Origin of the sequence: Paucibacter sp. B51 (genome assembly GCF_027863535.1) — a bacterium.
GTDB lineage: Bacteria > Pseudomonadota > Gammaproteobacteria > Burkholderiales > Burkholderiaceae_C > Paucibacter_A > Paucibacter_A aquatilis.
Genome location: NZ_JAPIVN010000001.1, coordinates 4,819,735 through 4,832,570 on the forward strand (window position 1 = coordinate 4,819,735; position 12,836 = coordinate 4,832,570).

General features: G+C 66.9%; 11 protein-coding genes. 3 read left to right on the forward strand and 8 right to left on the reverse strand.

All coding sequences use genetic code 11. The features are described 5' to 3' along the window. Positions 1–70: 70 nt before the first annotated feature. The 4 genes from ndk to OOB33_RS20345 form a co-directional block, all read right to left on the reverse strand. Entirely contained in the window at positions 71–496 is a 426-nt protein-coding gene (ndk, locus tag OOB33_RS20330) for a nucleoside-diphosphate kinase (RefSeq protein WP_102767438.1), read from the reverse strand. Between the two features lie 120 nt (positions 497–616). Next, complete coding sequence (locus tag OOB33_RS20335; protein WP_271009946.1) at positions 617–2,845, reverse strand: pseudouridine synthase; 2,229 nt, start codon at positions 2,843–2,845, stop codon at positions 617–619. After that, entirely contained in the window at positions 2,842–3,708 is an 867-nt protein-coding gene (scpB, locus tag OOB33_RS20340) for an SMC-Scp complex subunit ScpB (protein WP_271009947.1), read from the reverse strand. The genes OOB33_RS20335 and scpB overlap by 4 nt, the downstream gene beginning before the upstream one ends. 330 nt (positions 3,709–4,038) lie before the next feature. Continuing rightward, positions 4,039–5,040: an RluA family pseudouridine synthase gene (locus OOB33_RS20345; RefSeq protein WP_271009948.1), complete on the reverse strand. Its 1,002-nt coding sequence runs from the start codon at positions 5,038–5,040 to the stop codon at positions 4,039–4,041. A 169-nt stretch (positions 5,041–5,209) separates the two neighbouring features. On the opposite strand from OOB33_RS20345, the gene OOB33_RS20350 reads away from it, so the two are divergent. Then, a complete protein-coding gene (locus OOB33_RS20350; protein WP_102767443.1) occupies positions 5,210–6,049 on the forward strand; it encodes an outer membrane protein assembly factor BamD in 840 nt (279 codons plus the stop codon). 78 nt (positions 6,050–6,127) lie between these two features. Here the strand turns inward: OOB33_RS20350 and OOB33_RS20355 are convergent, their stop codons facing one another. Continuing rightward, a complete protein-coding gene (locus OOB33_RS20355) occupies positions 6,128–8,149 on the reverse strand; it encodes an ATP-dependent DNA helicase (protein WP_442953052.1) in 2,022 nt (673 codons plus the stop codon). Between the two features lie 180 nt (positions 8,150–8,329). After that, positions 8,330–8,533: a YdcH family protein gene (locus OOB33_RS20360; protein WP_102767444.1), complete on the reverse strand. Its 204-nt coding sequence runs from the start codon at positions 8,531–8,533 to the stop codon at positions 8,330–8,332. A 51-nt stretch (positions 8,534–8,584) separates the two neighbouring features. Between OOB33_RS20360 and OOB33_RS20365 the strand changes: the two genes are divergently transcribed. Beyond that, the gene (locus OOB33_RS20365; protein WP_271009950.1) at positions 8,585–9,352 is read left to right on the forward strand and encodes a PP2C family protein-serine/threonine phosphatase; all 768 of its coding nucleotides are present in this window, start codon (positions 8,585–8,587) and stop codon (positions 9,350–9,352) included. Positions 9,353–9,511: 159 nt separating this feature from the next. Beyond that, positions 9,512–10,030 carry a hypothetical protein gene (locus OOB33_RS20370; RefSeq protein WP_271009951.1) on the forward strand — a complete coding sequence of 173 codons (519 nt, stop codon included), beginning with the start codon at positions 9,512–9,514 and terminating at the stop codon, positions 10,028–10,030. Positions 10,031–10,137: 107 nt separating this feature from the next. Here OOB33_RS20370 and zapE read toward each other — a convergent pair whose 3' ends face one another. Beyond that, positions 10,138–11,238, reverse strand: a complete 1,101-nt coding sequence (gene zapE, locus OOB33_RS20375; protein ID WP_271009952.1) for a cell division protein ZapE — start codon at positions 11,236–11,238, stop codon at positions 10,138–10,140. A gap of 82 nt (positions 11,239–11,320) precedes the next feature. Beyond that, a complete protein-coding gene (lpdA, locus tag OOB33_RS20380; RefSeq protein WP_271009953.1) occupies positions 11,321–12,742 on the reverse strand; it encodes a dihydrolipoyl dehydrogenase in 1,422 nt (473 codons plus the stop codon). Between the last annotated feature and the right edge of the window lie 94 nt (positions 12,743–12,836).

Genomic DNA, 12,836 nt, shown 5'->3' on the forward strand with positions numbered 1-12,836 from the left:
AGGCCGGCAAGCGGTTTACAGCTCAAACTCACAGCCTCCAGGCTGTCAGCACAAGAGGCGTCAGACCGAATTAACGGCTGTAGACATTCATGCCGGGGAAGAAGAATGCCACTTCCACGGCAGCGGTTTCGGGAGCGTCCGAACCGTGCACGGCGTTGGCATCGATGCTGTCGGCGAAGTCAGCACGGATGGTGCCCTTCTCGGCCTTTTTCGGGTCGGTGGCACCCATCAGATCGCGGTGCTTCAGGATGGCGTTCTCGCCTTCCAGAGCGGAGATCACGACCGGACCGGAGATCATGAAGTTCACCAGGTCGTTGAAGAAGGGGCGTGCCTTGTGCACAGCGTAGAAAGCCTCGGCTTCGCCGCGCGACAGGTGGGTCATCTTGGCCGCGACGATCTTCAGGCCTGCGCCTTCGAAACGAGCGTAGATCTGGCCGATCACGTTCTTGGCGACGGCATCGGGCTTGATGATGGAAAGGGTACGTTCGATCGCCATGGTATTTCTCCTGAAATCTAAGGGCTTGGCAAAACCCGCAATTGTACTGTGTGCCGGTGTCAGCGAGGTTTCAGCGCCGGGCTGAGCCGGGCCTGAAACCGCGCCATCCGCCACGCTGGATCAGCGCTTGCGGCCACCAAAGCCGCCGCCGCTGCGGCCACCGCCGCCGTTGCCGCCGCCCTGGCCGCCACGACCACCACCGCCACCACCCCGGCCGCTGCGGCGCACAAAGGCGTCCGCACCGATATAGCCGACCGAGGTTTGCATCGGATCGGGCTGACGCGGGCCGTCGCCCTTGCCGCCACGGGCGCCGCCGCGGCCTTGGCCGCCACGCGGCTCTTGGCTGCTGCTGCCGCCGGCACCGAAGCCCTGCGGGAAACCACGACCCTTGTTGCCGGCAAAGCGACGGTCAAAGGTCTGCTCCAGCGGGTTGATATTGCGCGGAATGAAGTCGTCAAACTCGTCGTCGCCACGATCCAGGTCGCGATCGCGGTCGCGCTCCTGGGCGCGCGGCGGCTCGCGATCACGCTCGGGCGCACGCGCCTCGGGGCCACGCGAAGGGCGCGGACCGACACCAGCCTGGCGACCATCGGCACGGCGGTTGTTGCCGTTGCCATTGCCATTGCGGCCCCGCTCGCCGCCGCGCTCGGGGCGTTGCTCACCCCGCTCACCGCGATCGGCACGCGCCTCGCCACGGTCACCGCGGTCACCGCGGTCGCCGCGCTCACTGCCTCGGTCGTTCCCGCGGGGGCCGCGCTCGGCACGGTCCTCACGGCCACGGCCTTGCGGCTCACCACCGGCCAGACGGCGAATGATCTTCACATCGTCTTCACCCAGCTCGATCCAGACGCAGCGCTTAAGGCCGCGCGGCAGCACCACGGTGCCGTAGCGAATGCGGATCAGGCGGCTGACCGTCAGGCCCACGGTGTCGAAGAGCTTGCGCACTTCGCGGTTGCGACCTTCGGTGATGACCACGCGGTACCAGTGGTTCACGCCCTCGCCGCCGCCGTCTTCGATGCTCTTGAACGCGGCCTTCTGACCCTCGACGATCACGCCTTCGAGCAGACGCGCCTTTTGATCAGGCTGCAAGGTGCCGAGTACGCGCACGGCGTATTCACGCTCCACACCGAAGCGCGGATGCATCAGCTGATTGGCCAGCTCACCCGAGTTGGTGAACAGCAGCAAGCCTTCGGTGTTGATGTCCAGGCGACCGACCGATTGCCATTTGCCCTGCTGCAGGCGCGGCAGGTGACGGAACACGGTCGGGCGACCTTCCGGGTCGTTGAAGGTGACCACTTCGCCAGCGGGCTTGTGGTAAGCCAGGATGCGCGGCGCCGGCGGCGAGATGCGCACGCGAATCGGCTTGCCGGCCACACGGACCTGGTCACCGAAGGAAATGCGCTGGCCAATGTGGGCCACTTCGCCGTTCACTTCGATCTTGCCGTCGGCAATCATGTCCTCGATGTCGCGGCGCGAGCCAATGCCGGCCTGGGCCAGCACTTTTTGCAGCTTGGGTGCATCGGGCTCGGCGGCCAGCACACGCTTGGTGTCGACTTCTTCTTCGTCCTCGACCACAGCCGTAGCCTCAGGCAGTTCGCCCTCGTCGCTGCCATCGAACTCACCCGCCAGCACCTCGGCGAAGCGCTCACCCACCGCCGCCAGCACCTCGGGTGCCGGCGCCACCGCCTGCACGGCCACGCGCAGCGGGCGCTCGCCGCCCTCGGCCGCAACGGCGCCCTCCGGACGCTCGGCGCGATCACCACGATCCTTACGGCCCCGGCGGCGGTTGCGATTGCGACCACCGCGCTCGCCACCCTCGGCCGAATCACCCGCGTCTTCGCCGGAGCCAGCTTCGGCGGCTTCCGCCACCGGTTCGGCCGCTGGCGCCGATTCGGCGTCCGGCGCCAGCGTGAACACCGGCTTGCGCGCGGCGGGTGCCGGTGCGGCTTCGGCCGGCGCTGGCGCCGCCTCGGGCGCAGCAGCCTCGGGGGAAGCTTCGGCCGATTTGGCAGCGGCGGTCTTGCGCGGGGCACGGCGCTTGGGCGCAGCGGCTTCTGCCGTCTCGGGTTCAAACGGAGCCGGAGCCGGCGCCGCAACTGAAGCCGAAGCTTCGCCACTCAGCTCCAGCACGGCTTCAGCGGCCTTCTTCGCCGCCGTCTTGCGCGGCGCGCGCGTCTTGACGGGCGCGGCTTCAGCGGCGGCTTCAACCGCAGCCGGCGCACTTTCGGCGCCTACCGCCACCTTGGACTTGGCCGGCGCACGCTTGCGCTTGGGCGCTGCGGCCTCGCTGCCAGGTTCAATGGCGGGGGCGCCGGAATCGGCTTGGGAATCGGTTTCGTTGGAATTCATGCGTCGGGTTGCACCGGTTCGGCGGCGTCAGTCTGAGAGTCCGGCTCGGCCGGAATAGAGGCGCCGATATCGTTGCCGATAGGCGCGGAATGGATCGAAGAAATCTTCGCGGTTTCTGCCGGCGGCTGCACAGAGGCATCCACCAGCGGCATGGGTTCAGCAGTCGCCAGATTCGCATCGGGCGCCGCTTCGGGTTCAAGGGCTTGCGGCGCCGTGGCCTCTGACGGCGCCTCGCCTGAGCTGCTGCTTTGACCGTCAACCGACAGCTGAGCCGGGCCTTCGGTTTCGGCTTCCGTTTCCAGCAACAAGCCCTGCAAACCTGCAGCTTCCGCCACGGCTGCACTCGGCGCCTGCCCGGCTTCCAGTTCGGGCAGTTGCTCCAGGCTGTTCAGGCCCAGATCGTCCAGAAACTGCTGCGTGGTCGCGTACAGCGCCGGTCGCCCGGGCGCTTCGCGGTGGCCGATCACTTCAATCCAGGCCCGATCTTCGAGCTGCTTAACGATCTGGGTGGAGACCACCACGCCGCGGATGTCTTCAATATCGCCGCGCGTGACCGGCTGGCGGTAGGCAATGATGGCCAAGGTCTCCATCACGGCCCGCGAGTAACGCTGCGGCTTTTCGGGATGCATGCGGTCGAGATACTCGCGCATCTCGGGCCGGCTCTGAAAGCGCCAACCGCTGGCCACCGCCACCAACTCCACGCCCCGGCCTTCCCAATCACGCGAGAGCTCGTCGAGCACCGAACGCAAGGTGTCGGGACCGACGGCATCGGCAAACAGGCTGCGCATTTCGCGCAGCGTCAAAGGCTGCTGGGCGCAAATCAGCGCGGTCTCGAGGACGCGCTTAGCATCCTGTGTGTTCATTGACTTTCGTCATCGTTCCCGTTCCATGCGGGTGTTGATTCGTCCGGGCCTTGCAGGGCTTGGCGCTTGCGTCTGACATCACTCAGCAAGCCAGCGGGGCGCACTCACGGCGCCTCGGCATGGGATGCGGCACCGAATTGAACACCTCGGCGGCGCTTCCACTCAAGCCAACAAGAAAGGCGGGGCTGGGTTTGCGGCGGGCGGATCGGGCGGCATCGACATCGAGTCCGGCGGCCACCACCTCACCAAGCTTGAGACGCGCCTTGCGGGCCAGAGACTGCTTCCCGCGCATCGTCACTGCGTCATCAACTGGCGCTGATTGTAGCGCGCTCAATCGAACACGGGGGCCAGACTCGGCGGCGGCAGTCCCAAAGTCTCCCAAGCCGCCGCCAAATCGGCCGGCAAGGTTGCCTCAAACTGCAAGGCCGCCCCAGTGACCGGATGGGCAAACGAGAGCCGGGCCGCATGCAGCGCCTGACGCGTCAGGCCCAGGCCGGGCACACCGCCGTACAGCGCATCCGAGACCAGGGGGTAACCTTTGTAGGCCAGATGCACGCGGATCTGGTGGGTGCGCCCACTGTGCAGCACGCAGTGCACCGCGCTGATCGGGCGCACACCCTGCTCTCCCATGCCGAGCAGGTAGACATCGGTGCGCGAGGGCTTGCCGGTGGCCAGCACGGCCATCTTGATGCGCGAGATCAGATCACGGCGCAGCGGCGCATCGACCGTCATTTCCTCCGGCACCCGGCCGTAGGCCAGGGCCACGTACTCGCGATGAACCTCGCGCGCGGCGATCATGCGCGTCAGCGCCGTCACGGCCTCGCGGCTTTTGCCCACCATCATCAGGCCGCTGGTGTCTTTGTCGAGGCGGTGCACGATGCCGGCGCGCGGCAGGGCCGCAGCCGCCGGGTGATGCGCAAGCAGGCCGTTCATGACCGTGCCCGTCCAGTTGCCTGAAGCGGGATGGACCACCATGCCGGCCGCCTTGTTCAAGACCAGCAGATGCTCGTCCTCGTAGACGATGTCCAGCGGCAGGGCTTCGGCACGGAAGGCGCGGCTTTCTTCGGTCGGCTGCAGCTCGACGCGCACGCGCTGGCCGGCCTGCAGCTTGCGCGAAGCGCTGCTGGCGGCCTGACCGTTGATCTGTACGCAGCCGCGCTCGATCAAGCTCTGCAGGTGATTGCGCGAAAACTCGGGCGCCAACTGCACCATCCAGCGATCCAGGCGCTGGCCGTGCCAATCGGCCTCGACCAGGGCCTCGCGCACTTCGACGGTCTCGTCTGCCGCTACTGCGGGGTCTTGTTCTCCGTCCCATTCATCATCGCCATCCATGGCGGCGAGGGTCGGACTTGCAGGCAGAGCCTGAACCATATAATCGTTGCTCCGTCTTCAGCTGAGGGCCGGTGATGAGCACCGCCCTGTAGGGATCATGATCGAAAATTGCGTGGAGCGCCGCCCGGCGCGGGCATCGAACGGCTCGTCAGCACGTTCACTCCAAGAGATGCCCCAAAAGGTGCTCCCCCAGGTTCAAACCACGGCCGCCTCTTCGGCGGCCTGGCGCAGCGGCTTCTTGGCCGCGGTCGCCCTGGCCTTGGCCGCCTGCTCGTCAGCCCCCAAGGACGACCCGAATTCTCAGGCCAGCCTGGACAAATTGTACGCAGAGGCCAAGGACGACCTGAGTTCGGGCAGCTACGACCGCGCCATCAAGAGCCTGGAGCGCATCGAAGGCCGCGCCGCCGGCACGATTGTCGCGCAGCAGGCACAGCTGGATCTGGCCTGGGCGTACCACAAGAGTGGTGAGCGCGCCCAAGCCGTCAGCACCCTGGACCGCTTCATCAAGCTGAACCCGTCCAGCCCGGCCATGGACTACGCGCTCTACATGAAGGGCCTGGTCAACTTCAACGAGGATCTGGGCCTGTTCGGCCGCCTGGCCAACCAGGACATCGCCGAGCGTGACCAGCAAGCCTCGCGCGACGCCATGCTGGCCTTCAAGCAGCTGATCGACCAGTTCCCCGATTCCAAGTACGCCGCCGAAGCGCGCGTGCGCGTGGACTACATCACCAACACCCTGGCGGTGTACGAGGTGCATGTGGCGCGCTATTACTACAACCGCGGCGCCTACCTGGCCGCGGCCAACCGCGCGCAGCAGGCGGTGCAAGAGTTCCAGCGCGCCCCGGCCGCCGAGGAAGCCCTGTTCATCATGACCCAGAGCTACGACAAGCTGGACCTGCCGGCCCTGCGCGACGACGCCAAGCGGGTGCTGGAGAAGAGCTTCCCCAACAGCGCCTATCTCAGCGGCAACTACGACGGCGGCAAGAAAGCCTGGTGGCGTTTCTGGTGACGCCTCAGGGCTGAAACCTCGCCCCCCACATAAACGCGTGCCATGGCACGCGTTTTTTATGGGCCGTCGGTCTGAGCTTCAGTCGGGCAGGCGCTCCGCCGCCAAGTGCTCCAACCAGGCGAGTGCCTCGCCTTCGCTCGCCAAGGGCGTCATCGGCGGCAAGGCCGCACGCAGGCGGCGGCCGTAGTTCATGCCGGCCATGCGCGGATCGCAAACGACGAGCAAACCTCGATCCTGCTCGGTACGGATCAAGCGGCCGGCGCCTTGCTTGAGCGAGATCGCCGCCTCGGCGATGAAGTACTCGGCAAAGGCATTGCGGCCGGCCGCCTCCAGACGCTGCACACGCGCCTCGACCAGCGGATCGTTGGGCGGCGGAAAGGGCAGCTTGTCGATCAGCACGCATTGCAGCTTGTCGCCGGGCACGTCGATGCCCTCCCAGAAGCTGGCCGAGCCGACCAGCACCGCGCGCGGGTTGTCCAGGAACTGGCGCAGCAGCAGCCGCTTGGGCGCCGCGCCCTGCTGCAGCACGGTGATGTCATCGCCCTCGGCTTCAAACGCAGCGCGCATGCCATCGCCGATGGTCTGCAAGGCGCGCAAGGTGGTGGTCAGCACAAAGGTTCGCCCGCCCAAGGCGCGCGCGCAGCGTGCGGCCATGGCGGCCACCTGAGGCGCATGATCGGGCTCGTTGGGCTTGGGGAAGCCGCGCGGCACGTAGAGCCGCGCGTTCTCCTCGTAATGGAAGGGGCTGCCCACGCGCAGCACCGTGGCATCGTCCAGGCCGGTGGGCTCGGTGAACCAGCGCAGGCGCTCGTCCTCGCCCAGCGTGGCCGAGGTGAAAATCCAGGCCTTGGGCGGGCCTTGCAGCTGCTCCTGCATGGCCTCGCGGATGTCCAGCGGCGACTGCACCAGACGCGCCTGGTTGGGGCTGAGGTCGATCCAGCGCACATCGCCGGGGTCAGGCTCCTGCGCAAAGGTCTCGGCCAGCCCGCGCAAGGCCACCGCACGCTCGTGCAGACGCTGAAAATCGGGTGAGAGCTCGGTCACCGTGGACAGGCATTCGATGGCCTGCTCGGCAGCGGCGGCCACCTCCTCCAGCGCGGCCGAAAAGCCCGGGCGCCCGGCGCGCTCCTTCCAGCCCAGCTTGAGCATGCCGCGCAGCTCGCGCCCGGCACTGGCCAGCGGGCCGGCGCAGACCAGGCGCAGCTCGCGCGCAGCCAGCTCCAGCCGGGTCTGCAGCGCCTGCCAGTCCTGCAGGCCCCGCGCTTGCGCCAAGCCCAGGCCGAGCAGATCGCGACCGAAATCGAGCAGCTGCGAGCTGCCCAGCAAGGTGCCGAGGAACTGTACGCCCGCCTCGGACAGCTGGTGGGCCTCGTCAAACACGGCCAGGTCGACGCTGGGCAGCAGCTCGGCCACCCCGCTGTCGCGCAGGCTCACATCGGCAAAGAACAGGTGATGGTTGACCACCACCACATCGGCCTCCATGGCTTCGCGCCGCGCTTTCACCACATAGCAGGACTTGTACTCCGGGCATTCCGAGCCCAGGCAGTTTTCGCGCGTGGAGCTGACGAGCGGAATCACCGGCGAGCGCTCGTCCAGGCCCTCCATTTCGGCCAGGTCGCCACTTTGCGTGCCCTGCGCCCAGCGTTCCACCCGAGCCAGGGCCATGACCGCGCGCCGGTCCGGCAGCTCGGCGCTGTGACGCGCATGGGCGAGCCGGTGCAGGCAGAGGTAGCTGCCCCGCCCTTTCAGCAGCGCCACGCGCACCGCCACCTGCAGCGACTCGCACAGCCGCGGCAGGTCGCGCATATACAGCTGATCTTGCAAATTCTTGGTCGCCGTGCTGATCAGGGCGCGCCCGCCGCTGAGCAAGGCGGGCACCAGGTACGCAAAGGTCTTGCCCACCCCGGTGCCGGCCTCCACCACCAGGGTCTCGCGCCGCGCAATCGCCTGGGCCACCGCCTGCGCCATGGCCAGCTGCTGCTCGCGCGGGGCGTAGCCCGGATCGCTGCGCGAGAGCGGGCCGCCGATGTCGAAGGCCGCCGTCACCCACTGCTCCAGCTCGCTGTGCTGCAGGGTCGTCGCCGCAGGCGCGGCCTCCATGGCGGCGATGAAGTCATCGTCGAGCTCCTGCGACATGACCGGCCATTCAGGCGGCACGCTGTCGTCGTCGGGAGGGGCAGGCATCTCAGCAGAGGTCACGGCGCGGGGGCCCAGGGTGCTTGTGGCGCGCCGCCGGCGGCCAGGGTGTTGAAGGAAATGGCCGGGCGCGCTGGCGCCGCATCAGGCCAGCTCATCGGGATCGCTCGCGCGCTCCAGCTGGGCGATCTGGTCACGCAGTTGCAGGCGGCGTTTCTTCAAGCGGCGCAAGGCCAGCTCGTCGAGCGGCTGCTCCAGGGCCACGCGGTCGATCAACCCATCCAGATCGCCGTGCTCGATGCGCAGCTCGATCAAGCGGCGTGACTGCGAGTGAAGTTGTTCATCCATGAGGGCTTTGCCCGGGCGAAGTGGCGCAGTTTAACGTTTATAGTTTTCGGCATGACGCGCACTCCACCGGGCTTTCGCCTGAGCGCGGCGACCGGCATCCACCGCGGCGACCGCCTGTACCAGCAAGACCAAGTCCAAGTCCTGACCCACGCCCGCCTCAGCGGTTGCCTGCTGGCCGTGGTGGCCGATGGCATGGGCGGCAAGAGCGGTGGCCGCAAGGCGGCTGACCAGGTGATGCTGACTGCGCAACAGCTGTTTGAGCGCTTCTCGCCCGAGAGCGAGCTGCCCGAAAGCCTGCTCGATCAGCTGGTGTCCGAAGCGCATCTGATGATCAAGCTGACCGCCCTGTCGGCCGAGGAAGAGCCGCACAGCACGGTCGCCGCCTTCCTGATCAGCCCCGATCGGCACTGCCACTGGATTCACTCGGGCGATTCGCGGATCTACCATTACCGCGGCCCCAATCTGGTCAAGCGCACCATGGACCATTCCTATGTGCAGCGCCTGGTGGACGAAGGCCAGCTCAGCGAGGCCGAGGCCAGCAGCCACCCACAGTCCAACCTGTTGACCGGTTGCCTGGGCACGGTGGCCGAACCAACCATCAGCACCCACACCATCGACACCCTGACGCCTGGCGACACCTTGATGTGCTGCAGCGACGGGCTGTGGCATTACTTCAGCGTCAACGAGATCGGCACCGTGCTGCACAGCCTGCCGCCGCGTGAGGCGGCAGAACTGCTGATCAGCAAAGCGCGCCAACGCGCCCGGGGCGGCGGCGACAACCTGTCCCTGGCCATTGCCAAGGTGGATGCGCTGGACTGAAGCAGGGCGCGCGCCTCAGCGCGCCGGGCCCGAGCCTGGAACCGCAGCGCGCGGCGCAGAAGCGGAGACCGAAACCGGCGCGGGCGACCTCAATGTGGCGGCAATTTCAGCCGCTGTGGGCACGGGCAGCGCTGCCGCTGCTGGCTTGTTGCGCGCCTCTTGTCGCTGCCTGACCTGGGCTTGATGGGCCCTCACACGCGCCTCCATCTGGGCGCGTTGCTGCGCATGCTGACGCGCCGCCTGCTCGGCCTGGCGCTGCCGGGCCTGGGCGCTCAGACCCGGCGAGCGATGGGGCACCGGCGCGGCCGAAGCAGCAACCCCGGGCTCACCCGCCGCACGACCGAGGCCCACCTGCTTCTTGATCGGCGCCGAGGCGGCATCGGCGGCCTGCAACAGACTTTCCGTGCGACGCTCACCCTCGCTGGCAGCGAACTCCAACTGACGCTGACGCACCCGTTCACGCTGCGCCTCGGCTCGCGCACGACGCAGGCTGGACTCAATGGCATCTCGCTCGCGCTGCAATGGCTGCATTTCGGCCCGGTGGCGCAGGCGCTGGGCCAGCAGGCAATCATTGATGGCGAACTGCTTGTGGCAAGCCTCCCGGGCCTCTGCATCACGCGCCAGAGCCTCGGATTGGGTTTGCTTGATCTCCTGCAAACGCAGCGACTCGTTGACTGAGGACGCCGGAGATTCGGCATGGCCCCATGCCGGGCTCAAAAGGACCATGAGCGTGAGCCCAAGCACGGGCATGCGGTGATGGCAAAGCTTCATGGGCGCCGGCCTCCTCAGGTCAAGCTGGTGTCGACATCCCGCCGGGCCAGCGACAGGTATTCCTGCGATTGCATCTCCTGCAGGCGCGAGACCGTACGCGGGAACTCATGGGCCAGGGGCCCGTCGGCATACAGCTGCTCGGGCGGCACGGCGGCCGAGATCACCAGCTTGACGCGGCGATCGTAGAGCACATCGACCAGCCAGGTGAAGCGGCGCGCCTCGCTGGCCAGGCGGGGCGGCATCTCCGGCACATTGGACAGGATCAGGGTGTGGAACTGGGTGGCCAGCTCCAGGTAGTCGTTCTGCGAGCGCGGGCCGCCGCAGAGCTGAGCAAAGTCGAACCAGACCACGCCACCCGCGCGGCGCCGGGCGCGGATCTGGCGCTGCTCGATCTGCAGGCGCGGGTCTTCATCGCGGGCCTCGGCCAAGGCTTCGAAGGTGGCGGTCAGTGCAGCCTCGGCCTCATCGCCCAGCGGCTGGTGGTAGAGCTGGGCCTGGTCCAGGGTGCGGCGACGGTAGTCGAAGCCGTTGTCCACATTGATCACCTCCAGCTTGGCCTTGAGCAGCTCGATGGCCGGCAGGATGCGGTCGCGGTGCAGGCCGTTCGGGTAGAGGTCGTCCGGATGGAAGTTGGAGGTGGTGACGATGGACACACGGTTGCGGAACAGCGAGTCGAGCAGGCGATACAGGATCATCGCGTCGGTCACGTCCGAGACATGGAACTCGTCGAAGCAGATCAGGCGGAAGCGCTTGGCGATGCGCTTGCCCAGCTCCTCCAGCGGATCGGCAATGCCTTTGAGTTCAAGCAGCTCGCGATGCACCTCGCGCATGAACTCGTGGAAATGCAGCCGGGTCTTGCGCGTCAGCGGCACGGCCTGGAAGAAGCAATCCATCAAAAAGCTCTTGCCCCGCCCCACCCCGCCGTACATGTAGACGCCGCGCGGCAGCGGCGGGCGCACCAGCAGCTTGGTCACAGCATTGCTGCGTCGTGCCTTGTAGTCGGCCCATTCGTCCTGGCAGCGCTGCAATGCCGCCACGGCGCGCAGCTGCGCGGGATCGGCGGTGTAGCCGCGCTCGGCCAGGGTTTGCTGATAAAGCTCGGTGACGCGGGTCATGAGAGAAACACTACAACCTTCTTCGAGATGGACCAAGGGGCGACCGCGGCCGCCCCTTGTTGCTTGCGAATTCCGACCGGAATCAGAAGTTCAGCGTGCGCTTGTCCACGGCCAGGGCCGCTTCCTTGGTGGCTTCGCTCAAGCTCGGGTGGGCATGGCAGATGCGCGCGATGTCTTCGGCCGAAGCCTTGAACTCCATGGCCACCACGGCTTCCGAAATCAGCTCGGAGGCCATCGGGCCGATGATGTGCACACCCAGGATTTCGTCGGTCTTGGCATCAGCCAGGAACTTGACGAAACCGTTGGTGTCACCCAGGGCGCGAGCGCGGCCATTGGCCAGGAAGGGGAACTGACCGGCCTTGTACTCGACGCCATCGGCCTTGAGCTGCTGCTCGGTGCGGCCGACCCAAGCGATCTCGGGGCTGGTGTAGATGACCCAGGGGATGGTGTTGAAGTTGACATGGCCATGCTGGCCGGCAATGCGCTCGGCCACGGCCACGCCTTCTTCCTCGGCCTTGTGCGCCAGCATCGGGCCACGCACCACATCGCCGACCGCCCAGACATTGGGCAGATTGGTCTTGCACTCGTCGTCCACCACGATGGCGCCGCGCTCGTCCAGCTTCAGGCCGACCGCTTCGGGGTTCAAGCCGATGGTGTTGGGCACGCGGCCGATCGAGATGATGAGCTTGTCGACGGCCAGGGTCTGGGCGGCGCCCTTGGCATCGGTGTAGGCTACCGTCACGCCGTCCTTGCTCTTGGCGACTTCGCCGATCTTCACACCCAGCTCGATCTTCAGGCCCTGCTTCTTGAACAGCTTGGCGGCTTCCTTGGCGACCGATTCATCGACCGCGCCGAGGAAGGTCGGCAGGCCTTCCAGCACGGTGACTTCCGCGCCCAGGCGACGCCAGACCGAGCCCATTTCCAGGCCGATCACGCCGGAGCCGATCACGCCCAGCTTCTTCGGCACTTCACCGATGCGAAGCGCGCCGTCGTTGGACAGGATCAGCTCTTCGTCAAACGCTGCGCCGGGCAGCTGGCGGGCATTGGAGCCGGTGGCCAGCACCACATGCTTGGCCAGGATGACTTCTTCACCGGCCTTGACTTCGTACAAGCCATCCTTGGCCGCCACGAAGGAGCCGCGGCCGTGGAAGAACGTGACCTTGTTCTTCTTGAACAGGTAGAGGATGCCGTCGTTGTTCTGCTTCACGACGGTGTCCTTGCGACCGATCATCTTCTTGATGTCGATGCGCACGTTGTCCGCCGAGATGCCGTGGTCGGCAAAGTGGTGGTTGGCGTGCTCGAAGTGCTCGCTCGATTGCAGCAAGGCCTTGGACGGGATGCAGCCGACATTGGTGCAGGTGCCGCCGGGCGCCGGGCCGCCCTTCTCGTTCTTCCACTCGTCGATGCAAGCGGTGTTGAAGCCCAGCTGGGCGGCACGGATGGCGGCGATGTAGCCGCCAGGGCCGCCACCGATGACGACGACGTCGAATTGTTTGGTGCTCATAGGTATTCCTGAATTGGGTGCGCCAACGCCAAGGCGTAGCGAGCGGCCTCAGGGCTAGGCGCGGGTGCCGATGCACCGGAACGTAGCAGCGCTA